At 49.0% G+C, this 23,738-nt stretch carries 17 protein-coding genes; 5 read left to right on the forward strand and 12 right to left on the reverse strand.

Annotation, left to right across the window (positions count from 1 at the left end; genetic code table 11):
- The first annotated feature begins 32 nt into the window (after positions 1-32).
- Positions 33-815: a dihydropteroate synthase gene (gene folP, locus FPE01S_RS23930; protein ID WP_245624061.1), complete on the forward strand. Its 783-nt coding sequence runs from the start codon at positions 33-35 to the stop codon at positions 813-815.
- Positions 816-852: 37 nt separating this feature from the next.
- Here the strand turns inward: folP and FPE01S_RS25280 are convergent, their stop codons facing one another.
- Entirely contained in the window at positions 853-1,767 is a 915-nt protein-coding gene (locus tag FPE01S_RS25280) for an FKBP-type peptidyl-prolyl cis-trans isomerase (protein WP_052956149.1), read from the reverse strand.
- A gap of 1 nt (position 1,768) precedes the next feature.
- Positions 1,769-2,782: a DHH family phosphoesterase gene (locus FPE01S_RS23940; protein WP_046371663.1), complete on the reverse strand. Its 1,014-nt coding sequence runs from the start codon at positions 2,780-2,782 to the stop codon at positions 1,769-1,771.
- Positions 2,783-2,838: 56 nt separating this feature from the next.
- Here FPE01S_RS23940 and FPE01S_RS23945 point away from each other — a divergent pair, with 56 nt between their 5' ends.
- Entirely contained in the window at positions 2,839-3,255 is a 417-nt protein-coding gene (locus tag FPE01S_RS23945; RefSeq protein WP_046371664.1) for a nucleoside-diphosphate kinase, read from the forward strand.
- Positions 3,256-3,301: 46 nt separating this feature from the next.
- Here the strand turns inward: FPE01S_RS23945 and FPE01S_RS23950 are convergent, their stop codons facing one another.
- The 9 genes from FPE01S_RS23950 to thrS all read right to left on the reverse strand — a co-directional run bounded on the left by FPE01S_RS23950 (position 3,302) and on the right by thrS (position 17,170).
- On the reverse strand, positions 3,302-4,201 hold the full coding sequence (locus FPE01S_RS23950; protein WP_169749219.1) for a TraB/GumN family protein: 900 nt from the start codon (positions 4,199-4,201) through the stop codon (positions 3,302-3,304).
- A 1-nt stretch (position 4,202) separates the two neighbouring features.
- A complete protein-coding gene (locus FPE01S_RS23955) occupies positions 4,203-6,140 on the reverse strand; it encodes a menaquinone biosynthesis decarboxylase (protein WP_046371666.1) in 1,938 nt (645 codons plus the stop codon).
- Between the two features lie 40 nt (positions 6,141-6,180).
- Positions 6,181-7,017: a type IX secretion system protein PorG gene (gene porG, locus FPE01S_RS25285; RefSeq protein WP_157474158.1), complete on the reverse strand. Its 837-nt coding sequence runs from the start codon at positions 7,015-7,017 to the stop codon at positions 6,181-6,183.
- 116 nt (positions 7,018-7,133) lie between these two features.
- A complete protein-coding gene (locus FPE01S_RS23965; protein WP_046371667.1) occupies positions 7,134-8,534 on the reverse strand; it encodes a type III PLP-dependent enzyme domain-containing protein in 1,401 nt (466 codons plus the stop codon).
- 122 nt (positions 8,535-8,656) lie between these two features.
- Entirely contained in the window at positions 8,657-9,001 is a 345-nt protein-coding gene (gene rplT, locus FPE01S_RS23970; protein WP_046371668.1) for a 50S ribosomal protein L20, read from the reverse strand.
- A 34-nt stretch (positions 9,002-9,035) separates the two neighbouring features.
- Complete coding sequence (gene rpmI, locus FPE01S_RS23975; RefSeq protein WP_046371669.1) at positions 9,036-9,236, reverse strand: 50S ribosomal protein L35; 201 nt, start codon at positions 9,234-9,236, stop codon at positions 9,036-9,038.
- Positions 9,237-9,325: 89 nt separating this feature from the next.
- The gene (locus FPE01S_RS23980; protein ID WP_046371670.1) at positions 9,326-14,536 is read right to left on the reverse strand and encodes a S8 family serine peptidase; all 5,211 of its coding nucleotides are present in this window, start codon (positions 14,534-14,536) and stop codon (positions 9,326-9,328) included.
- A 56-nt stretch (positions 14,537-14,592) separates the two neighbouring features.
- The gene (infC, locus tag FPE01S_RS23985; RefSeq protein ID WP_046371671.1) at positions 14,593-15,183 is read right to left on the reverse strand and encodes a translation initiation factor IF-3; all 591 of its coding nucleotides are present in this window, start codon (positions 15,181-15,183) and stop codon (positions 14,593-14,595) included.
- A gap of 46 nt (positions 15,184-15,229) precedes the next feature.
- Positions 15,230-17,170, reverse strand: a complete 1,941-nt coding sequence (gene thrS / locus FPE01S_RS23990) for a threonine--tRNA ligase (protein WP_046371672.1) — start codon at positions 17,168-17,170, stop codon at positions 15,230-15,232.
- A 108-nt stretch (positions 17,171-17,278) separates the two neighbouring features.
- On the opposite strand from thrS, the gene FPE01S_RS23995 reads away from it, so the two are divergent.
- Together FPE01S_RS23995 and FPE01S_RS24000 are read left to right on the forward strand one after the other, a co-directional pair.
- Complete coding sequence (locus tag FPE01S_RS23995) at positions 17,279-18,409, forward strand: hypothetical protein (RefSeq protein WP_046371673.1); 1,131 nt, start codon at positions 17,279-17,281, stop codon at positions 18,407-18,409.
- 103 nt (positions 18,410-18,512) lie between these two features.
- Positions 18,513-19,358, forward strand: a complete 846-nt coding sequence (locus FPE01S_RS24000) for a hypothetical protein (protein WP_046371674.1) — start codon at positions 18,513-18,515, stop codon at positions 19,356-19,358.
- Between the two features lie 11 nt (positions 19,359-19,369).
- Here the strand turns inward: FPE01S_RS24000 and FPE01S_RS24005 are convergent, their stop codons facing one another.
- Positions 19,370-21,760, reverse strand: coding sequence for a TonB-dependent receptor (locus FPE01S_RS24005; protein WP_245624062.1), 2,391 nt, complete (start codon positions 21,758-21,760; stop codon positions 19,370-19,372).
- Between FPE01S_RS24005 and FPE01S_RS24010 the strand changes: the two genes are divergently transcribed.
- Positions 21,759-23,729 (forward strand): ABC-F family ATP-binding cassette domain-containing protein, encoded by a 1,971-nt coding sequence (locus tag FPE01S_RS24010; protein ID WP_046371676.1) that lies wholly within the window; start codon positions 21,759-21,761, stop codon positions 23,727-23,729. The two genes, FPE01S_RS24005 and FPE01S_RS24010, sit on opposite strands and share 2 nt — an antisense overlap.
- Positions 23,730-23,738 lie beyond the last annotated feature (9 nt).

Genomic DNA, 23,738 nt, shown 5'->3' on the forward strand with positions numbered 1-23,738 from the left:
GCAGGTTACTGAACCTCTCCAAACCGGTGATCATGGGAATTTTGAACCTCACGCCAGATTCTTTTTTTAGTGGCAGCCGGGTTGCAGATGAAAAACAACTCATATCCCGCGCTGCTGAGATGATCAGTGAAGGCGCAGAAATACTCGATATCGGTGGTCAGAGTACAAGGCCCGGAAGTGAATTCCTGAGTGCCGCAGAAGAATGGGAAAGACTTGCACCGGTACTTGAAAAAATTTGCACTGCCTTTCCTGAAACAATCATTTCCATAGACACTTTTCATCATGAAGTTGCAATGCGGGCGGTTTCGGCCGGTGCTGGAATGGTTAATGATATCAGCGGGGGACAGCTGGATCCGGCAATGCTTGTCACGGTCGGAGCACTCAACGTGCCTTATGTATGTATGCACAGCAGGGGTACTCCTCAAACCATGACAGGATTGACCAGCTACAATGACCTCGTACCCGACGTAACCGATTATTTTATTGAACGCATTGCAGCCTGCCGCGCAGCAGGAATTAAAGACATCATTCTTGATCCGGGCTTTGGATTTGCGAAAACAACGAAACAGAATTTCGATCTGCTTCGCCAGATGGATTCTTTTCAGATACTGGGCTTTCCCCTGCTACTGGGGATCTCGCGGAAAGGAATGATCTGGAAAACACTGAATTCTTCTCCGGATCAGGCTTTGAATGGTACAACCGTATTAAACACTATCGGGTTATGCAAAGGAGCCAGCCTGTTGCGTGTACACGATGTTGCCCCGGCCCGGGAAGCCATACAATTATGGGAAACCCTGAATGGTAACGCATACTGAAAAAAGAACCGGCAGCCTGTTGGCTGCCGGTGTCTGGTTATTTATGTGCAGGTTGCGAAGCTGCAGGTGGAATAAGCGGATTCTGTTTGGGTGCAGGTGCACTGTCTGAAATGTTTACCATTTCCACATCAAACATCAAAGCTTCGTTCTGGGAACCACCAGGACCGGGTCGCATGCCATAAGCAAGAAAACCTGGAATATAGAGTGTTCCTTTCCCTCCCTTTGCAAATTTTGTCAGGCCTTCGTCCCAACCCGGGATAACAGCGTGCTGACCAAGCGGGAAAGAAATGGGATCCTTTCCGGCTTCCATAGTTGATTCAAACTCCTTTCCTGTAGTGAGCAGTTTACCCCTGTATTTCACGGAAACAAATTTTCCGGAATCAGCCGTTGCCCCTGTGCCGGGTTCAGTTACTACCACATAGGTACCTTTACCGATCTTTTCTGCCTTGATGCTGTTTTTCTGAAGATATGCTTCCACCACTGCGAGATCGCGGGCTTCCTGACCTTTCATTTCCTCAGCCTGGTTTGCTTTCACTGCATCTTCATTTTCGAGCACATCCACCACTTTCAGGTAGAGTTTCATCTTGTCACCCTTTTTCATGAAGGGAGGCAGCATGGGGTTTCTTTTCAGGATGGTATCAACTTCCTGTACCACGATCACACTGTCACCTTTATGGAGCAGTTCAAATACTTCAGCCGGACTGTAAACCGGTCCGATGCTGTCGGCTTTAACATATGCCGGCATACCGCCGATGGATGTCTGAAGCGTGGAGTCATTAATTTTCTGTGTGTAGGACACTTTCAGAAACTGACCTCTTTTTACCTGAGGCCCGTCACCTTTTTTTACAATTTTGTAAGCAAGACCGCTTTTAGTTTTGTTGTAATCACCGCTGTTGCCGCAAGCAGCCAGTAAGCCAGCAGCCGCAATTACCAATAGAGACGTTTTTGTCATTTTATACTAGTTGAAATTCTGAGGCATGTTCCTTTAATACCTTTTTGAAGGTTTTGACGGTGTCATCCAGTGAGGCACTGCTACGACCGCCGGCAGCATTAAAATGGCCACCACCTTCAAAAAAGCGACGGGCAAAGGTATTGACATCCACCATTCCCTTACTCCGGAAGCTCCATTTTCTTTCCTCATCCCGGTCAATAACAATGGCAGCCATCTTAATCCCTTGAATACTAAGGGGATAGTTCACCAGACCTTCGGTATCGCCAGTCTTGATATCATATCTCAAAAGATCTGCTTTTGTTACGAAGATCAAAGCTGAATTGTATTCATAAAAAACCTCCAGCCGGTTCAGCAGTACATGGCCGATAAACCTTAACCGGTTTTCCAGGAAGTTATCGTAAATATTCTCATGTACCTGCGTATGGTGCAATCCGGCTGCTTTCAGGTGGGCAGCCATTTTATGCACATCTGCATTGGCAGCCGGGAACCGGAATGAACCGGTATCCCCGATCAGGCCGGCGTACAGGCACTGGGCGATAGAGGCATCGATCCACTCGTCTTTACCGGCAGCAATAATGAAATCGTAAACCATTTCACAGGTGCTGCTTTTTGCCGTATCACTGATCCCATAGTCAAAACTTTCGGTCGCTGGTTGCTGGTGGTGATCGATAAGTACTTTGGTTCCGGTCGCTTTGTCAACCACAGGCGCCAGGTGTTTGGCACGAATAAGCGTATTGAAATCGAGACAGAAAATCCATTCCGCATCACGGATGATCGCCTCTGATTTTTCCCTGGTGATCTCATAATTCAACACTTTCTCTGCACCAGGCATCCAGTCAAGGAATGCCGCCCAGTTCGTGGGAGAGATAACGGTAACCTGGTGGCCCCAACGAACCAGCAGGTGATATAACGCCAGACTCGACCCCATCGCATCAGGATCAGGCTTCTGGTGTGTCGTGATCACGATGCGCGCAGGCTGGTTCAGCTGCTGAAATATAAGATGGATTGGTTGCATAAAGCGGGCAAATGTAAGGAAAATTGGCTACCTTTGCGGCCCAAATAGCCAAAGATATGAGCAACAGAACATTTACGATGATCAAGCCCGACGCGATGAAAAACGGCCATGCAGGCGCTATCCTGGATCGCTTCATCAAGGAAGGTTTTCGTGTAGTGGCCCTCAAGCAGACGAAGCTGAGTGAAGAAAAAGCGGGTGAATTTTATGCTATCCACCGGGAACGTCCCTTTTATGGTGAACTGGTTTCCTTTATGAGCAGTGGTGTTATCGTCGCAGCAATCCTTGAAAAAGCGAATGCCGTAGCTGATTTCCGCACCCTGATCGGCGCTACTGACCCCGCAAAGGCAGCAGAAGGAACAATCCGTAAGCAATTTGCAAATTCAGTTGGAGAAAATGCTGTACACGGCAGCGATAGTGACGAGAATGCAGCTATCGAAGGTGCATTCTTCTTTAGCGGACTGGAACAATACTAATATCTTTCCATTTTATCAGAGCAGTGGGTAGGTTCAAACCTGCCCACTAATTTTTTGCCTGAAGACCATGCTGAATCCGATGCGTCATGGGGCGCAAGGTATAACCGGCTTTCTGCAACAACCGGAGTACTCCCCTGTCACCTGGCAAATGTGCAGCGCCGACGGCAAATAAGGTGGTACCCTTCTCCATAGCTTTTTTCATCTGGGGAATCCATTTGGCATTTCTGCCATAAAGAAACAGGTCGAGATAAGAGGACACCCCGCCATCATCTTCAGTTGTCAGTCGGTCAATTGCCGAAAGATCCTGCGAACGGTATACCGATAGCATTTTTGCCGTACTGCTGTCTTCCCTTCCGGCACTGTCAATAGTTTTCAGCAACTCCTTTGCCTGGTCCGCATAGGGAATACTGTCAAACACACTTGCCTGAAAAGCGACTGTTTCCAGCCCGAGCACTTCTTTCTGTGCCTTTTTAACGGCCTGCAGCATCACCTCCTCCATCCCATTCCTCGCTGCACAAGGCATTTTCGATTCGCTGAGCATGGACGCAATAAAATAAGGTTTGAACCGCTCCATCATACTCAGCGGCAGCAACGAATTATTCTCCGCGAAATACTTCTGTACCCGCTTATACTCCTCGGGTGTCAGCAGGTCACTTAGTTTCTTGTTATCCTTCATCCGGATGTACTTGAAAACGCCCATCATTTCCGCCGCATTATCCATATCTATTTCGAAAAAAACCGTGCCGGATTGATCTATGCAATATTGAAGGCTATCGCTTAAGACGGCATCTTCTGCACAAAGCAGATGCATGGTGCCAAACACATAAGACGGTGTTTTCAGCCCGTTACCGGAGATCTCCCAGAGAAGTGTATTGGCCAATGGTCGCTGGGCGCCCGCCGAAATCCAGCTGGTCACCATCGCTAGCAGAAGTACGAGAATACGCATGTTAGTCAATTTTTGCAACCGCCTCCACTCCATAAAGCTGTTCCCGGAATGCCAGAGAGGGAGAAGGCAGAAACGAACCCAGACCTAATTTATCCCATTTTTGATCTACCGAAGTTATAGTCGCTTCATCAGCAACAATAATATTTGGCCAGTCCCGCTGGAAATTGTCCCATTGCTTTGTTTTGGTACTTCCGTCAAGACCCAGACAATGAAACAACTTTCCGCCGCTGGTTGTTGAGGTCGCAGTGTACAAAATCTGGTCCCTCTTGGGATCCAGGTTATTGCAGAATCGCCACAAAGCCACCGGAAGATTCACTGGATCAACGGTATGCTCCACATACAATACCATCTTGACTCCTTCCATTTCCGGGATCGTACTGCACAGATCGTGATGCAATTGCTTAATCTGGTTGTTTCCCGATTTGGCTACAGCGATAATGATGCAGGGAAGCTGGTATTGCTGAATGAGATTCAGATTCACGGCATGGATCGCCGGAAATGTGTTGAAATCTTCTATCTTCAGCATCCTGGCCTTATCCAGATCTGTTTGCAGATTCCGATCATCACGCTCTTCCTCAAATTTCCTGGTACCGTCTATGCACATTTTGCCTCCGAATCCCAGCTTGCTGCAGCTATGATCAAGCACATCCATAGGGCCGGATCCGAAAAAAACATCTGTCGCCACATCAAGGTTACTGAACACATATTGAGCGAGTCTGGTATAATCCTGGATTACAGTTCCTTCATCAGCCAGTACAAGAATCTTGTTGAACATCATCTGTCCGGCACCCCATAAAGCATTCATTACCTTTTGGCCCTGGCCGGCATACTCTTTCTGAATACGCGCAATCACCAGGTTGTGAAACACTCCCTCGACGGGCATATCCATATCCGTAATCTCAGGAACCATTGTCATTTTGATCGGTGCCAGGAATATTCGCTCAGTTGCCTTTCCCAACCAGGCATCTTCCTGTGGGGGAATACCCACGATGGTAGCGGGATAAACTGGCTTTTTCCGATGCGTGACAGCAGTTATATGAAAACGTGGATACCAGTCCGGTAATGAATAATAGCCGGTATGATCGCCGAATGGACCCTCCCAGATCAGTTCTTCAGCAGGATCAACATAACCTTCGATCACAAAATCTGCATCTGCCGGTACTTCAATTTCCGGCTGGGTGATGCATTTTACCAGTTCCACTTTCTTTTTACGAAGAAAACCAGCCAGCATGTATTCGTCAACATTTTCAGGGAGTGGTGCTGTCGCAGCATAGGCATATACAGGATCTCCACCCAGCGCAACCGCAACCGGCATACGCTTGCCTGCCTTTTTATACGCTTCAAAATGACGCGCACTGACCTTGTGCTTATGCCAGTGCATAGCGGTTAGTTGCGGCCCGAAAACCTGCATCCGGTACATCCCTACATTCCTGATATGACTGTTGGGATCCTTGGTATGAATGACAGGCAGCGTAATAAATGGGCCACCATCTTTAGGCCAGCAGGTGATCACCGGCAACTTCGTGATATCGGGATTCAAATCAATGATTTCCTGGCACTCCCCTTTCCCGCTTTTCACCTTGGGCATCCAACTGGCGAACTGCCCGAGTTTGGGTAACATGCCCAGTTTGTCCAGCAGGTTTTCCTTTGGCCTGGTAAGTAATTTGAATAAAGACTCTATTTCTTTGGTAACATCATCCAGGTGCTGCACTCCCAGTGCCATACACATCCTTCTTTCACTTCCATAGGCATTCATCAATACCGGGTATGCATAACCGGTGTTTTCGAACAATAGTGCCTTTCCCCCGTTTCCTGATTTGCTGATCCGATCGGTAATTTCCGCGATTTCAAGATGGGGATCAACATAGCTGGTGATCCTGACCAGTTCCCCGGCTTTTTCCAGTGCGTCGATAAATTCCTGTTGATTTTTGTATGCCATACTGATATGTTCTGCGATACAAATGTAACGCAGAACAACCTCAATAGACGTCTTTCGGACAGTCTAACTGTCTGCTGCTTTTCTTTCCGGAGCCGCTTTTTTCAAAAACACCACCAAGCTGGTAAATAAGCGTAATGCCCTGGAAATAATACCAGTCTTTCGCATCGGGCCTCCCTCTTACAGTTCCTGCAACGGGGTAATTAGGATTTCCATCCTTCAGTTCACCACCACGGTAAGCAAGCTCAACAGCTTTTGCACCTTTCGCGGCAAGTAACTGATCGTGATCTACATACCGGTCACTCAGGTCGTCAAGGTAATCGGTCGTGGTGGCGCGAATACCCACCTCATAGCCCAACGAAAGCAGGCTGGTGACTTTGATTTTGATACCGGCCCCGAATGGAAAAGATAACTGTACCCGGCTGTAGGTTTTGCCTTCAGTAGTAAGCGGCTGCAGGTAATGCCGCTGACCGGAGGTATCATTGGTATAGGGATCAAAACCGAAAGCGCCGACCCCGGCAAATATATACGGCGTGAATTTTTTGGTATCCAGGTCAAGAAAGCGGTATTCTGCCAAAAGGGTTCCTTCGAGAAGCTGACTGGAGAAATTCAGGTTACGGGCAATGAGCTGTGAATCCTTTGCCACTTTATCATCCCCGCTGATTCTGGCATAATAAAGTCCCCCGCGCACTGAAAATTTACTGGAAAAATCATATTGCAGGCCCAATCCGAATGCACCATGAGACTGGTTGGTCGTGAACCGCTTTTCCTGCATATCGCCCTGGTAATTGGAAACCCCGCCAAAAGCGGTTATATGCCACTGTTGTGCGAGCAACGGAAGCGGTAAGGCGGTCAGCAAAAAGAACACAATTCTTTTCATATGCGGTATTATGGTGCGTAACCTGCAAGAGTTGAGCCAGAATTCAACGATAAGAACCCCTTCCAAACCGGTCTTTTCACTTCCCTTAAAGTAGTTCTTTCTTTTCTACATTATTCTTAAACGTATCCCAATATTTTAAGCATGCTTTGGGCAGTTTGCTCTTTTGCGTAAACCCAGTCCACCAGTTTTCCATTTTTGTCGTGACCAACTATGATGTGTTTCGGTGACGGGATCAGGCAATGTTTAATTCCACCATACCCGCTGATCTGGTCCTGGTAAGCCCCGGTGTGAAAAAATCCGAGGTAAAGCGGTTCGGTGCCACCATTAAGTTTGGGAAGGAAAACTTCGTTGATATGCTCTTCAGAGTCGTAATAATCGTGACTGTCGCAGGTAATTCCCCCCAGAACCACCCGCTGGTATTCTGCATCCCACTTATTGATCGGTAACAACAGGAAGCGTTCCCCGATACCCCAGGTATCCGGCAGCGTTGTAATGAACGAAGAGTCGATCATGTACCAGATCTCCCTTTCATTTTGTGTTTTCTGGGAAACAACAGAATAGATATGTGCCATGCTTTCACCCACCGTATACGAGCCAAATTCTGTGTAGATATTGGGCATGGGTACCTTGGCCTTCTTGCATGCACTCTTGATGTTGCCCACGATCTCGTTGATCATGAACTGGTAGTCATACTCAAAACCAAGACTGTGTTTGATGGGGAATCCACCACCAATATTAATGGAATCCAGCTCGGGACAAATCTTCTTCAACTGGCAGTAAAGGTTGATCACCTTGTTCAGCTCTGACCAGTAATAAATATCATCCTTGATGCCTTTATTCAGAAAGATATGGAGCATCTTCAGCTGGAACTTGTTCTCATACCCTTCGATCTGATCAACATAGAATTCCAGGATATCCTTTGCGCGGATACCAAGGCGTGAGGTATAAAACGGGAAAGAAGGCTCTTCTTCAGCAGCTACCCGGATACCCAGTTTGAAAGGTGCCCGTACAGATTTCCGGTAGTCTTCGAGCTCGCTGATGTTATCAAGCACGGGAATGACATTCTTAAACCCGCTGTTGATCAGCCCGGCGATCCGTTTGGTATAAGCTTTTTGCTTAAAGCCATTGCAGATAATAAAGGTTTCTTTATTGATCTTTTTTTTCGCGTAGAGCTTTTTAATGATCTCAATATCGTAGGCGTAGGAAGTCTCCAGGTGGATATTGTGCTTTAACGCCTCTTCTACCACAAATGAAAAGTGTGAACTTTTCGTGCAGTAACAATAATAATACTGGCCCTCGTACTTATGTTTCTTAAAGGCATTTGCAAACATCTGCTTTGCCTTATTGATTTGCATCCCGATCTTGGGAAGGTAGGTAAGCTTCATCGGCGTACCGTACTTATCGATCAGGTCTTTCAGATTGAGGCCATTGAACTGGAGGTAATCGTTCTTCACCTCGAAACCTTCCTGCGGAAAATTGAAGGTTTGATCTACCAGGTCGAAGTAGCTATTGTTCATCTAGTTATGCACGTGGTTGGTTGAGTGATCGTTGCTTTTAACCTACAAACCTATAAAAAAACCAGAATTATGGACCAAAAAAAACCGGCTCTTTCGGAGCCGGTTTCCAGGTTATGTTTTCCTTACTTTACTGAAGCGATCAACGCTTTGAAAGATTCAGGGTTATTCATGGCCAGATCTGCCAGAACTTTACGATCGAGGGTGATTCCTTTTTCATTCAACTTGTGGATGAAAACAGAATAAGTCAGCCCTTCTTCGCGAACGGCAGCATTGATACGGGCGATCCAAAGTGCGCGGTACTCACGCTTCTTCAGTTTACGGCCTACATAGCTGTAGGTCATACCCTTTTCAACAATATTCTTGGCTACTGTATAAACGTTTTTACGCTTGCCATAGTAACCTTTGGCTTGTTTCAGAATTCTTTTACGACGAGCCCGGGAGGCTACTGCATTTACTGAACGTGGCATATGCTAATAAGTTTAAAGTTGTGATTGAATTGGTTTATCCCCTCAGGCCCAGCAGGCGTTGAACGAATTCCATATTGGGTTTTGCAACAACTCCGTCATTCCGCATACCACGCTTGCGCTTGGTTGATTTCTTGGTGAGGATGTGACGCTTAAAAGCTTTCTGGTGGGTGATTTTACCAGTACCGGTCACCTTGAAGCGCTTCTTCGCGCTTGAATTAGTTTTTACCTTTGGCATTGTTATAACTATAACAGTTACGCCCTGCCGGCGCTCCGAACAGACGGAGACTTATGGAGCCATGTGGGCAAATGGAGCGCAAAAGTAGGTCATTTACCTGAAATGACAAAAGGAATCACCTTTTTATGGCCACCGCTTTTCAGGTTAAGATAATAGACACCCGCCGGTAATCTCCGGGCATCTGCTGAAAGGTCGACTTCAAAGCTAACTGTCTGAGGGTCAATATTTTTAGACCAGAGTACCCGCCCTTCAGAACCATACAGAACCAATTGTACCGGCTGACCTTCACTGTTTTGAAGCAACAGTTTCAGATTACCACCGGAATAGGGATTGGGATACAAAATTGCTTTTACCGCTCCTTCAAAACTGATCGTCCGGACTACTGAATACCGTACGCTGCCATCTTTCATCACCAGCCTGAGACGGTAATGGTACCCGGCCGGTGGCTTGACCTGCTGATCGCGGTAAGAATAGGAATTACTGCCATCCGCACCCGCCACCGTACCGATCGTTTCGAATACAGGGGCCGTTCCGTTATCCCGGTTGCCACGCTGAACCTCGTACCGCAACACCTCACCGGCCACAGTCGTGGTCCAGTACAAAACGACCGCTTCGGGCGACTCCTGTTTTTCAGCCCGGAAATCCAGTCCCGATCCCGCATTATTCCAGCCGATCACGAATTCGCCATACGCTGCTGCAGGCACCTCTGCATAATAACCGCTATCATAGGGTACCAGGTCAAAATCACCCGGCGACCAGACAGTTGTATATCCTTCGAGGTTGTTGATATCTGAACCGTCTACACTAAATGACGGTCCTGCATACCGGAAAACAGAAAGTTCATAAGGTGTAACCGGTCCATGACAGGTGTCGCAGGTTACCGATGCTTTCCAGCTTTCCCATGCAGCATGGGTGAAATAAAGCCGTACCATCGGCGAGCCGCCTGCCGATGAAACCTGGTCAAGCACCCAGATTTTGGGGAGTACAGCATACCCACTGTACCAGGATCCACCCGTCGGTACCAGCTGCTGAGCTATGGCGGGCGTTCCGCCATCAGCATTTGACGCCAGCCAGATCTGCCCGTTCCGTACAAACGAATTCCAGGAATCGTCTCGCATAACCGTTGCCGTGTTGATGGCGGGGCTTCCACTGTAAATGGGATATTTCCTGTCGTAAATATGGATGTCATCGATCATCATGCCTCCGGGAGCCCGGGGCATTTCAGCGGAAAGCGGATTTCTTCCCAACGTGACTAACCGAAACCGCAACAGCCCCGCCTGTTTCGGCAACGGCGCTGAAACGACTGACCAATAAGGCATCCCGCAATCTGTCCATGCACCTTTACGCGTAGAATCGTACCAATGCGTTGTGCCGGCCACTGCATCAAAACGGCGCCAGGTCCTGCCGCTGTCCGCTGAAACCTGGAGGAACACGGAATCCTTCCCATCGCACAGTTGCCGGTTCACACTCATCGACAAATAAGGCTCACGAAGAGCGGACAGGTCAAATGCAGGACTCACCAGTGCGCCAGCCGGAACGACATAAAATATACCCCCTTCCTGGTTAAGGTGTCGCAATGTCCAGAACCTATGTCCGTTTGCCGGCACATAACCACCAGGCAGCACTGTATCTCCGGTATTCAATGTATAGATGTAGGAAGACGACCAGTTGGCAGCGCCGGATTCAAACCCTTCCCGGTAAGGAAACTGCCGCATAGCCCGTGCATAGTCCACATATACCGCTGCGGAATCATCAGCATGGTAAAGATCCTGCGGATGATTCACCCATGCCGTTACCCAAACGTCTGCCTCAGGCCATTGCTGAACTGGTACCTTAAAGGAAACAGCTACTGAGTCAAATGCAGGAATTGAATCCAATAACTGGGTGAGTCCCGGGACGCCGGGAATTGAAATGCCGGTTGTAATCTGGCGTGCAGTTTGTCCATTCCCGTTATGAACCATTGCTGTCACCATCAGGCTGTCGCCATCCGTTATCACCGATTGAACGGTAGCAGCATGATTTATGGAAACATCCGCCGCCACATGGTAGAGGGCGAAACTGTCGATGGCCGCCAGTTGTCGGTTATAACCGGATTCGGTGTAAACCAGTGAAACCTGAAAACTGGAACTGAACTGTTGTTTTCCGGAAATAAGCAGACTGCTCAGGTTGATATTGTCGGTATCATACCGGTCCCTTGCTGTATCGTAAAGGTTCACTTTTAACCAGCGTGACGTGTCTGACCCTCTGAAAAAGCACTCCAGAGATTGTTTTCCCAGTTCGGGCAAACCCAGGCTTGCTTTTATGTTGTCACCAGTGGAGTAGGCAGAGAGATTAAAAGTTCCCGTTAGCTGGAAAGACTGACCATCTATATTGCTGTATGCTTTCAGGCCCTTTTGGTCCACATTCGCCGGCTTCAGGAAAAGCGATGGCGAAGTGGTTGTAAAATCCCAGTTTGCAGCCCCGCCAATGCCCATATAACCCGGACGCCCATACGTCGTATCCAGTAAGTCCGGGAATCCGGTTGCATAAGGAAGCGCCAATGGCGGATTGGCAAGATAACGCCAGGTAGTATCTCGATTGTCATTGTCCGGCGCCGGATCTCCCTTTCCCCTGATTTTTACGGATACGGGTATCTGATCACCCGGCACGCCAGTGATACTGTCCTTTAGATCCAGACTGACAATTCGCCCCGCAGCAATTGCCCTTTTATAACCGGTTGTATGTAAAAAGACACCGCGCAGGTAAAAATCGATATATAAACTATCGTTAAACGCGACAGAACCACGGTTCTCAACCTGAACACTCACAGGCTGTTTTCCCGATTTTACTGCAGAAGTCCCTTCCCGGATGGTGACCGGACTGGCGATCCGAACCACCGCCAGATCACGGTCAGCGCCGGTGGGCGGACAGGTAGTAGCGGCCGGCCGAATGAACTTTCCCACAGACCTCTCCCCTTCATGGCCGTTCAAAACGGGAGCCAGACTTATCCACGCGCTGACTTTTGCCGGCTGATCATAAAAAATGTGGGAGGTCCCGGTAAATATGCCGACCTCAGCATAGTGGCCATCATCATACCGGAGTAGCATAACCGAATCGATCCCGGCTGGCTTTTCCCAGTTGACCTCCACCGTCGACAAACAGGGAGACTGGAGTGTAAATGCTACTTCCGGCAGGATGACAAATGGTTCAGAGATCTTCTCGCTTCCCGATCCGGATCGCAGCCGGATCCTGGCTTCGGTTGAAGTGACGGCAGGAATTTCAATTGCCTGCCAGCCGGATCCTGACTGGCCTGCCGGTAGGTCCGCCCAGGTTACTCCATTGTCAGTACTGATCGAAATAGTATAGGTGTCAGCTGGCTGACCCGGATCTGCCCATAAGATACGATGGATGCTGCCCGGCTTCCAGGCTTCCCCACCGGATGGCTGGATCAGCTGAAGGCCCTTTTGCTGCCGGTACCAGGTGAGCCGGAACGCCTGCGGACCAAAAGGCACAGCAAATCCTTTTAAGCGAATACGGTAGTTTCCTGCAGGCGCCAGCCCGCTAACCACCTGCTCAATATTATTGATATGATCCACACCTTCGGTCGCCGGTAAAAGAACACCTGCTGCCGACGTATCCAGCACCTGGGGATAATGAATTGAACCATCAGGATATTCTACGCTGATATCCAAATCATTAACAAGATTTTTCAGTGTATAAAAAGAAGAAGGATGGTCTGCCCAGTATAGCATGATCCTAAGATCTGGCACCTCCTCTTCCAGCCGCAGATCAAATACCTTTTCTTCATCCTGTCCAATTGTGCCAGACTGGTACCAGCCATTATCCAACACTGCCATCGCCTGCCTGAGATTCATCCACCCGAAACCAAATTCGAAATCAATACCCTTTCTTCCGAGGTCGGTTGCGGTGTTACAGATCACCGCCTTCATCAGGTCCCCCGGCGGGTTTTGTCCGCCTTTCAATTGCCGGTAACGCTGATACATCAACGCAAGCCCACCCGTTACTTCCGGGGCGGACATGCTTGTACCGGAAAAAGGACCATAATCGTTTCCCGGGTAAGTAGACAATATTCCTTCCCCCATTGCAGCAATTTCAGGCTTCAGCCGACCATCCAGAACCGGTCCTTTGGAAAACCAGTTTACTCCCTGGCCCATTTTATTGGTACCAGAGACAGTGAGTACATTTTTAGCGGCCTGAAATGAATTATCAATTGTTTTATAACCGGTAGGAAACAGGCCACAGGTAAGGGTCCCGCTGTTCCCCGCAGCAAAAACATGCATCAGTTCGGGGTAGTCCAGCAACTGCTGGTCTACCTGGGCACAGAACCCCGTGTATTGTCCGGAATACGGCAAACAGGCGCTGCCTCCGCCATAAGAATTATTGGTAAGCACTAACCCCGCATCCCGTACAAGATTGGGGGCCTTGTAAATGATGTTGTTGTAATTGTCCACCAGCAATGTGCCCTCCGGTGCAAATCCTTTCATTGCCGGATTCTTGATTCCCGCACCGATCAGGGAGCCGGCGACATGGGTAGCATGCTGGGCGCCATTATACAACTGGCTCTCCTCATTATACCGGTTGTCGATGTGATATACTTTACCGTTGTCACCCATTCCGATGACCACCCCCTTACCGTCAAGCTTCGGATCAACCCCATTCCCCTTCTGAACAAGATCGGCCTGAAGCTGCTCCGTGGCATCCTTGTTCAAAACCGCCATTTCCGGCGCAGGCAACAGGTATAACAGCTCGGGGCGCTTTACATATCGGGGAAGAGCATCAGGCTTTATCGCTAGTTCTACCACCCTTGCCGACAGGCGTTTTCCGCCTGCCATTTCGAGGCTATCAGCACTGGCGACAGTTGCCATCAGCAACTGGTATCTGCCCGTGCCAAAATCCCTGTCGGCTGCAGGTGACCGCTTGTAACTGCTGTCCAATGCAATGATGCCCGAAACGCCTAACTGGCGGAGCGCCTGCGCATTCCAGTTTCCCCTGACGGTCGCCAGGAAAGTATTATCAGGAATATATTCGAGTAGTGTTATCCCACTGGCAGCAATACGCGCTTTCGCACCTTCATTGGGAATTCTGTCAAATTGAAGGAAGTAGAGGTTTTCCAGGTTTCCACCCCTGCGCACCGCTACGGAAGATCTGAAACGAATGTCCTGCAATCTCGCAGGGAAAGCGGGTATTCCGGCTTTAAAGCGGATGGGTTTCGGACCATTGTGCTGACCCCGTAATGGCGCTGCTGCAAAAAAAAGCAGGAACACCAACAGCGGCCTGCACCAGGCAGGGATTCTGGTCATACAATGTTTCTACCGAAAAGATAAATAAAAAACCCGCGATTAAGCGGGTTTCAGATTTATTCAGCGTTTTCTTTCTTCTTCTTCTGGCTTTTCGGCGCCCAGATCGCAAGCATTCTCTTGCCTTCCATTTTCGGCATGCCTTCCAGTACCCCGAAATCAGACAGGCGTTCGGCAAACTTCAGCAACAGGAGCTCTCCCCTGTCTTTAAACTGAATCGCCCGGCCCCGGAACTGAACATAAGCTTTTACCTTATTCCCTTCCTTCAGAAACTCTTCGGCATGTTTTGCCTTGAAGTTGAAATCATGGTCATCCGTGTTCGGCGTGAAGCGAATTTCCTTTACCTCGGACTGCTTCGCCTTAGCCTTCATCTCCTTTTCCTTCTTCTTCTTCTCGTATAGAAATTTGTTATAATCGATAATCCGGCAAACCGGCGGATCTGCATTTGGTGAGATCTCAACCAGGTCTAGCCCCTGTTCCTGCGCCATTCGCTGCGCATCCTGAATCGAATAAACACCCACAGTTACATTATCCCCTACCAGCCTGACTTGCGGCACGCGGATCATTTGATTGGTGCGGTGTTCCTGTTGCTGTTCTTTTCTGAACCTAGGATTAAAGCCTCCCCTTTGAGGCCTGGGTGGAAATGCCATTTATAAATTTTAATTAATAAATACAGCCCCGAAAATAATAGTTTTTTTAATCTTCGTTGCTCCGATTTGTAATCTCCCGTGAAATAACGGTCAGGAAATCTTCAACCAGTACTACGCCGGAATCGCCCTTCCCCTGGCGGCGGACTGCTACTTTCCCCTCATTCATTTCTTTTTCGCCGATCACCAGCATATAGGGAATCCGCTGAAGTTCTGTTTCCCGGATTTTCTTCCCGATCTTCTCATTCCTGTCGTCAATAGATGCCCTTACACCGGCTGCTTTCAGCTTTCCCAGTACGACTTTAGCGTAATCCATGAACTTGTCGGAAATCGGCAGGACCTTAACCTGGGCCGGCGACAACCATACCGGAAGCTTCCCGGCATAATGTTCCAGCAGAAATCCGATGAAGCGCTCATGTGTTCCCAGCGGCGCCCGGTGAATGATCAGCGGCACATCTGTCTCATTTTCAGCAGTTGTATACTCCAGCTTAAAGCTCCGTCCCTGTGAAAAATCCACCTGGTTTGTTGCCAGGGTAAATTCGCGGCCGATTACGCTGAAGATCTGCACATCGATCTTCGGCCCATAAAACGCCGCTTCATCCTGCACTTCCACAAACGGAATATTGGAATCGATCAATACCTGCCTTACCATCTCCTCGGTCTCTTTCCAAAGCTCCGGATGATTTACATATTTGATGCCCAGCTTCTCCGGGGAATGCAGACTCAGACGCATTACATATTTGTCTATCCCGAAGATCTTGAAATACTTCAGGTACATGTCATTTACTGCCCGGAACTCCGATTCAAACTGACTTTTGGTACAATAGATATGCGCATCGTTCATATGCAGGCAGCGTACACGCATCAGTCCGAACAACTCGCCACTCTGCTCATACCGGTACACAGTACCGTATTCAGCCAGGCGGTAAGGAAGATCCCGGTAACTCTTGGGTTCCGCTGCATAAATTTTATGGTGATGCGGACAGTTCATTGACTTGAGATAGTATTTCTCCCCGTCGAGTTCCATGGGAGGATACATACTATCTGCATAGTAAGGCAGGTGACCGCTGGTGAGGTACATGTTCTCCTTGGCGATATGCGGTGTTACCACACGATGATAACCGGCATCTCCTTCTGTTTCCTTAGCGAGCTTTTCCAGTTCCTCAATAATGATGGTTCCATTGGGCATCCACATGATCAGCCCCTGTCCCACATCATCATCCATCGTATAAATGCCAAGCTCCTTGCCGAGTTTCCGGTGATCCCTTTTTTTAGCTTCTTCCAGCAGGGTCAGGTATTCATCCAGTTCTTTCTGAGAGGGAAAACTGATGCCATATACCCGGGTCAGCTGCTTGTTCTTTTCGTCACCTTTCCAGTAGGCACCGGCAATATTGGTCAGTTTAACCGCCTTGATCAGCCCTGTGCTGGGGATATGTGGTCCACGGCAGAGGTCAGTGAAATTCCCCTGGGAATACAGGGTGATATTGCCGTCCTCCAGATTTTGGAGGAGGTCCAGCTTATACTCGTCCCCCTTTTCCGTGAAATAAGCAACGGCATCCGCTTTTGAAATGGCTTTGCGGACGTAGGGATTGTTCTTTTTGGCAAGTGCTGCCATGTCTGTTTCCAGCGCACGGAGATCTTCTTCCGTAATGGACCTGCCACCGAGGTCGATGTCGTAATAAAATCCGCCGTTGTCAATCGGAGGACCTACCCAGAACTTTACACCGGGAAACCGGGCTTCGATAGCCTCAGCCATCAGGTGCGCCGTCGAATGCCAGAAGGTAGACTTGCCGTCCTTGTCATCCCATGCCAGGAATTTGATCGCCGAATCCTCATAGATCGGACGGTTCAGATCCCACACCTGTCCATTCACAGAAGCAGCAAGGATTCTGCGGGCAAGGCCTTCACTGATTGAACGCGCAATATCCATCGAGGAGGTACCGGGATCGTACTCCCGCACTGCGCCATCCGGAAAACTAACTTTGATCATCTTGAACTTTGAGGGAGGCAAAATTAACGGAATCTTGCCAGATTAACTGGTTGAACGGTATGAAATTGCGATTCCTTTTTAGTTAACTTGATGTAATATCTTGCAAACATGAAGACGGTTTTGCTCCTGTTCGGACTATTCCTGGGATTCCTGGCAAATGCCCAGGACCTCACGGGCGTCTGGCGTGGACAATTCCGTTCCAACGACCGGATGATGCAGCTCATGAATGTGGATAACCGGTACAAATTCGAGGTACAGATCGATCAGCGCGGGAAATCCTTCAATGGTGTCACGTATTCCTATAAAACCACAGAATTCTATGGGAAAGCCAATGCCAGGGGGACTATCCATACCGGAACCCAGAAAGTGATCCTGGAAGAACTGAAGATCGTGGAAGTCCGGATGGCAAAAGGCAATGATGCCTGCATCATGACCTGTTTCCTGCAATACAGCAAAAACGAAGAGGAAGAATTTCTCGAAGGATATTATGTGAGCATGAATACCCGCGATTCAACGGACTGCGGGCGGGGCACCGTGTTTCTTCGCAAGGTGCCGGAGTCGGATTTCTATAAGGAACCGTTCCTGGTGAATCGGGAAAAGGGAAAAGAGAAACCCAGGTCATCCGGCAATGACACATCCAAAAAAGCGCCATCTGCCAAAGCTGATTCTGCTGTAACCGTCAAGGCTAAAAGTTCTCCCAAAAAGGCTCCGCCTTCTTCCTCCGGCAAGCCAGTTGCCAAAGCAGCGCCGAAAAAGCCGGTTACCAAACCGCCGCCACCTGATCGCCAGGGCCGTCCGATCGAAGCAAAGCCGGTACCGGAAGCAGACTCAGAAAAAACAGCGGCCAAAAAAACGCCGCCTCCACCGGTGATTGTACCGCCGGTTTTAAAGAACCGGGAAAACGAGGTGATCAAAACCTTCAATGTCACCACGAGAAATATTACAGTTAACCTTTATGACAACGGCACGATCGACAATGATACCGTTTCGGTCTACTTAAACAAAAGGCTGATCGTCTCCAAAAAGATGCTTTCCCTGTCTCCCATTGTCATTAACATTGAACTTGACGACGACAACAACTACCAGGAACTCGTCATGGTGGCAGAAAACCTGGGAGATATTCCCCCGAACACTTCCCTGATGGTGGTGAAGGCAGGAAACCAGCAATTTGAAGCCAGGATCACTTCAACGGAGCAGAAGAATGCCGTGGTGATATTCAAATACGAGAAATCCCAGTAGTAATTCACGATCAGGGTTAACCGCTCAACATATTTTCGCTGCAGGATCGGCCCTATACCTTAATTTGATGCTGTAATCACTTCCTGACCGCTTAATTTACTGCATGAGGATTTTTCTTATTGCCCTTCTGACATTTTTCGCCGGCACCGCCGTCAGCCAGAACCTGACCGGAATCTGGCGTGGCACTTTGACGCAAAATGCCGGGGGCTGTTTTCCGGAATACCACCTGGAAATTCAGTTGACTGTTTCCGGAAATACACTGCAGGGCAACTCCTACGACTATTTTGACACGAACCGTTTCGTGAAGCATAAATTCGCCGGCAGGTATAATACACAGACCCACCGGATGGTCCTAATTGAAAGTGAACTGCAGGAATTCCATATTCCCGGCGATTGCGTTCCCTGCACCAAAACCTATGACCTTACCTGGCAACAATCCGGGCAGCAGGAAAGCCTCACTGGTGAATGGAAAGGGATCAAAACCGATAGCCGCGATGCCTGCCCGCCAGGTAAAATCACACTCTACCGGGTGAGCACAACCGATTTTCCGGTTGACGTCGAACAACCGGCAGCGCTGGCCAGCCTTCAACCCTCCCTGAAGCTGCAGAAACGGGAAAACCAGCTTTTCGGTACAATCGACCTGGAAACACCCAGTGTAAAGATTGACTTGTATGACAATGCTGAGATAGACAACGATACGGTAACGGTATTCCTCAATAACAAACTTCTCCTATACCGCCAGCGCCTCACCGACAAGCCCCTGACACTTACCCTGAATGCTTTTCCGGATACCGACTATGAACTCGTGATGTATGCTGACAACCTCGGCAGTATCCCGCCGAATACAGCACTCATGGTAGTAACAGCCGGAAAACAAAAACAGGAAGTACGCCTGTCGGCTTCCGACCAGAAAAATGCTGCGGTCCGGTTCCGGGTAAAGAAAAAATAGTCACAGCTGCCTCACCATTTGAAATTCCAGGTAACACTGGGTATGATAGGGAATAGACTCACCTGCCTTGCTTCCACTTTTAAGGTGCCATCCAGCGCACTGCCGGTCTGATCATAGTATATGAAATAAGGATTCAGCCTGCTGTAAACATTATAAATACTGAACACCCAGCTGGATTTCAACCGCTTGGGGCGTTTGGGCACCGGTGTATAGGTCGCAGCAATGTCAAGGCGGTTGTAGGAAGGCATCCGGTATGCATTGATGCGGCTGTATTCTTGGGTAAGCACACCACCCACAAAATAAAATCGCTCCGGCATGCTGGTAGCCTGCCCGGTACCGTAGACAAACACCCCTGACAATTTCCACTTTGACGTAAGTTCATAGGTTGCCACAACACTCAGGTCGTGTCTCCGGTCATATCGGGCCACATACTTTACACCACTGTTCAGGTCCGGGAACTTCCTCCACGTCCAGCTCAGGGTATACCCGAACCAGCCTGTCAGCCGCCCGGTATTCTTCCTGACAAAAAATTCTGCACCGTAACTCCAGCCCTTTCCAAATACAAATTCTTCTTCCGGATCCTTCAGCGAAGGCGTGTAGCCTTCCTTGTATTCGATCTGGTTCTCCATCTGCTTATAGTACAATTCAACAGAGGTTTCATACTGATTCTCCCGGAAGTTGCGGAAATAACCGGCAGCATATTGCCAGCTCAATTGAGGCTGCACGCGCAACGTACTCGGCACCCACAGGTCGGTGGGTAAGGTAGAACCTGCATTGCTCACCAGGTGGATATACTGGTAATTCCTGGTAATGCTTGCCTTGACGGAGGAGGCATCATTTATAGCATACCGCATGGTCAGCCGCGGTTCGAATCCGCCGTAACTTTTCACCTTCTTCCCTGAGCCGTATACGGTGCTATCCTCCTTATTGCCATTGGCGTCACGGGTATAGTCGGTGTATGGGCCATTCTGAATAAACCGGCTGTAGCGGATGCCGGCATTTACCTGAAACTTTTCAGAGATCTCCCAGTCATCCTGAATATAGGCAGCAACTTCATTGGCATATTTCTTCTCTGCATTGTTGGGCGTGAACTCCGTGCTGTCGCTCCGGCCCGACACCAGGTTAGGTTTGAAAACATGATTGGTGAACGAGAAACCGCCTTTCATTTTATGTTGCGGTACGGGATAATAATCAAGGTCGAACTTTGCCGTCAGATCCCTGATGCCCGAGCTGACGCCAAAAACAAGATTGTTCTGTTCGGCATTAAAAGCAAAATTGTAGTTATTGAAGACAAGTGTCGTGTTGGAAAACAATTTCCGGTGGAACACATGGTTCCAGCGCAGCGTCGCGGTTGCATTGCCCCAGGGGATATTCGCCCTGAATGATCTTTCGTTATTCCGGAAATCAAAAACATCACGACCGAAATATCCACTCAGGAAGAGCCGGTCCCGGTCCGAAAACTTATAATTGACCTTGGTATTCAGGTCGTAGAAATAATAACCGGATCCGTGAAAGGAACTCGTTTTGGGAACAAATGGTTTGACCAGCACATCTATATAAGTGCGTCGGGCAGAAACGATAAAGGATGCCTTGTCTTTTTTGATCGGACCCTGCAGCGAAAGCCTCGAAGCGATCAATCCGATCCCGCCCTCCGCTTCGAATTTATTCATATTGCCATCCTTCATGGCTACATCGAGCACAGAGGACAACCTCCCGCCATATTGCGCCGGCATGCCACCCTTGATCAGGCTGACATTTTTGATCGCATCGGAATTGAACACTGAAAAAAAACCGAAAAGGTGGCCTGAATTGTACACTACCGCATCATCCAGCATCACCAGGTTCTGATCCGGTCCGCCACCCCGAACATAAAATCCGGCATTGCCTTCTCCGGCATTCCTTACCCCGGGCAACAATTGCAATGTCTTGAGGATATCCACCTCTCCCAGCAATACCGGAATGGATTTCACCTGGCTCATGCTGAGGTCCACCTTGCCCATCTGGGCATTCCGCACATTCCCATCCTTCCTTTTGGCATATACCACAACCTCCTCATTGGTAGTCATTCTTGGAGCAAGAACAACATTGCGGTCCATATCACGATCGAGTGTAACCGAAAAATGCCGGGATTGATACCCTGCGTAGCTGACCGTGATCTCATATTCCCCCCGTGAAAGTGTTATGGAATAAAAACCATATCCGTTGGAGTTCACCCCCCTGCCCTTTCCGTTAACCGATAAACTGGCGCCGATGAGATTTTCTCCCGATAATGAATCCTTAACATAGCCGCTGAGCGTAAACCGCCCCTGGGAATAGGCCCCGATGGCCGGCAGGAACAAGAAGAGGAACAAGGCTGTGATCCATTTCAACATCTTTACGAAAATACTAACTTTGCGTCCCATGTTAGTAGGATTACAAGACGTTACTTTTGAATTTGGTGCCCGTGTTATCGTGAGCGGCGCCACCTGGCATATACAGCCCAATGAGCGTATCGGACTGATCGGTTTTAACGGAACGGGGAAATCCACCCTGCTGAAATTGCTGGTGGGCGAATATTCCCCATCTGAAGGAACACTGGAAAAAAGCCGGGGAACCACGATCGGTTACCTGCACCAGGACCTTCTCAGCTTTGACACGAACCAATCCATCCTGGAAGTTGCCCTGACAGCATTTGAACGGGTGCAACAGCTGGAAAAGGAGATCGAAGCCCTCGGAAAGGAACTGGAACGCACCGGCGACGAAAAGACCCTCCACGACTACAGCGACAAACTGCATGAGCTCGAAACACTCGGTGGTTATGATATCCACCATCGGACTGAAGAAGTTTTGCAGGGCCTTGGATTTGCCCCGGCAGACCTGGGCCGGCCTTACAGGGAGTTCAGCGGTGGATGGCGGATGCGGGTGCTCCTGGCCAAAATGATTCTCCAGCAACCCGACCTGCTCCTCCTTGACGAACCGACCAACCACCTGGATCTGCCTTCCATCGAATGGCTGGAAAAATACCTGCTGCATTATAAAGGCTCAGTGGTTATTGTCAGTCATGATAAATTCTTCCTGAACCGCATGGTTACCAAGATCGTTGAAGTCTACCAGCGGCAACTTCATTTCTATACCGGCAATTACGAATACTACGAAACTGAAAAGGCCATGCGCGTAGAACTGCAGCAGCGGGCCTACGAGAACCAGCAGGAATATATCCGGCAGCAGGAAAGATTCATCGAACGGTTCCGTGCCAAAGCTACCAAGGCTGCCGCTGCACAAAGTGCCATGAAACGGCTCGATAAAATTGACCGGATTGAAGAAACGGAAATTGAAAGACCCAATATCCGCATCAACTTCCGGATCGATAAAACGCCCGGCAAGATCCTTGTTGAATTAAAAGATGTCAGCAAACGCTATGGCAGTAACGTGATCGTTTCACACACCAGCGCCGAAATCGAACGCGGCGACAAAATCGCACTCATAGGTGCCAACGGTAAAGGTAAATCCACCCTGCTGCGCATCATTGCCGGCGTTGAGTCTTTCGATGGTGACAGAAAATGGGGGCATAATGTAGAAGAAAGTTTTTACGCCCAGCACCAGCTCGAATCACTCGATCTCAACAATACCCTGCTCGATGAGATGAAAACCTGCGGCAGCCAGAAAACTGAACAGGAACTGCGCACCCTCCTGGGTTGTTTCCTTTTCAGCGGAGACGATACGGATAAAAAGATCAAAGTACTGAGTGGTGGTGAGAAAGCCCGTGTAGCGCTGGCCAAAACGATCGTCAGCAAGGCGAATTTCCTGATGCTCGACGAACCGACCAACCACCTTGACATGCATAGTGTGGAATTACTGGTGGATGCACTCAACAAATATGAAGGCAGCCTCATCATGGTCAGCCACGACCGTTACTTTATCTCCAAAGCAGCCAATAAAATCTGGGAAATCGTTGATCACGAAATAAAGGAATTCAAAGGCACCTATGCAGAATGGATCGAATGGAAAGAACGCATGGCGAAACAGGCTTCCAAAAGTACTGCTGACAAAAACCCGGCACCGCCGCCCGCACCGGTAGCCAATAATGCCCCGGTAAAACCTGCCCCTACCCAACCAGTTCCTTCCAAACCTGCGCCATCCCGCGATCTCAGGAAAGAACTGCAGCAATTGCAAAGGCAATTCAGCCAGTTGGAGGAAAAACTCAACAAGGCCAAAGAAAAAAAATCACAACTGGAAGCTGCTCTCGCTGATCCGGCGACCTATTCCGATAAACAAAAATTTACAGAAGCTGAGACCGCCTATAAAAAACAGGCCGACCTGGTCGACACCATGAACAGCGAATACGAAACGGTTTTTGAAAAGATCATGGCAATCGAGGGAGAAATGAACTAATTTCAGGGG

Origin of the sequence: Flavihumibacter petaseus NBRC 106054 (genome assembly GCF_000974785.1) — a bacterium.
GTDB classification, from domain to species: domain Bacteria; phylum Bacteroidota; class Bacteroidia; order Chitinophagales; family Chitinophagaceae; genus Flavihumibacter; species Flavihumibacter petaseus.

Bases quoted from the DNA above. Each gene is read 5' to 3' on its own strand.
- folP (WP_245624061.1), top strand. From the start codon at position 33: ATGGGAATTTTGAACCTCACGCCAGATTCTTTTTTTAGTGGCAGCCGG.
- FPE01S_RS25280 (WP_052956149.1), bottom strand. From the start codon at position 1,767: ATGACAAAAACGTCTCTATTGGTAATTGCGGCTGCTGGCTTACTGGCT.
- FPE01S_RS23940 (WP_046371663.1), bottom strand. From the start codon at position 2,782: ATGCAACCAATCCATCTTATATTTCAGCAGCTGAACCAGCCTGCGCGC.
- FPE01S_RS23945 (WP_046371664.1), top strand. From the start codon at position 2,839: ATGAGCAACAGAACATTTACGATGATCAAGCCCGACGCGATGAAAAAC.
- FPE01S_RS23950 (WP_169749219.1), bottom strand. From the start codon at position 4,201: ATGCGTATTCTCGTACTTCTGCTAGCGATGGTGACCAGCTGGATTTCG.
- FPE01S_RS23955 (WP_046371666.1), bottom strand. From the start codon at position 6,140: ATGGCATACAAAAATCAACAGGAATTTATCGACGCACTGGAAAAAGCC.
- porG (WP_157474158.1), bottom strand. From the start codon at position 7,017: ATGAAAAGAATTGTGTTCTTTTTGCTGACCGCCTTACCGCTTCCGTTG.
- FPE01S_RS23965 (WP_046371667.1), bottom strand. From the start codon at position 8,534: ATGAACAATAGCTACTTCGACCTGGTAGATCAAACCTTCAATTTTCCG.
- rplT (WP_046371668.1), bottom strand. From the start codon at position 9,001: ATGCCACGTTCAGTAAATGCAGTAGCCTCCCGGGCTCGTCGTAAAAGA.
- rpmI (WP_046371669.1), bottom strand. From the start codon at position 9,236: ATGCCAAAGGTAAAAACTAATTCAAGCGCGAAGAAGCGCTTCAAGGTG.
- FPE01S_RS23980 (WP_046371670.1), bottom strand. From the start codon at position 14,536: ATGACCAGAATCCCTGCCTGGTGCAGGCCGCTGTTGGTGTTCCTGCTT.
- infC (WP_046371671.1), bottom strand. From the start codon at position 15,183: ATGGCATTTCCACCCAGGCCTCAAAGGGGAGGCTTTAATCCTAGGTTC.
- thrS (WP_046371672.1), bottom strand. From the start codon at position 17,170: ATGATCAAAGTTAGTTTTCCGGATGGCGCAGTGCGGGAGTACGATCCC.
- FPE01S_RS23995 (WP_046371673.1), top strand. From the start codon at position 17,279: ATGAAGACGGTTTTGCTCCTGTTCGGACTATTCCTGGGATTCCTGGCA.
- FPE01S_RS24000 (WP_046371674.1), top strand. From the start codon at position 18,513: ATGAGGATTTTTCTTATTGCCCTTCTGACATTTTTCGCCGGCACCGCC.
- FPE01S_RS24010 (WP_046371676.1), top strand. From the start codon at position 21,759: ATGTTAGTAGGATTACAAGACGTTACTTTTGAATTTGGTGCCCGTGTT.
- FPE01S_RS24005 (WP_245624062.1), bottom strand. From the start codon at position 21,760: ATGGGACGCAAAGTTAGTATTTTCGTAAAGATGTTGAAATGGATCACA.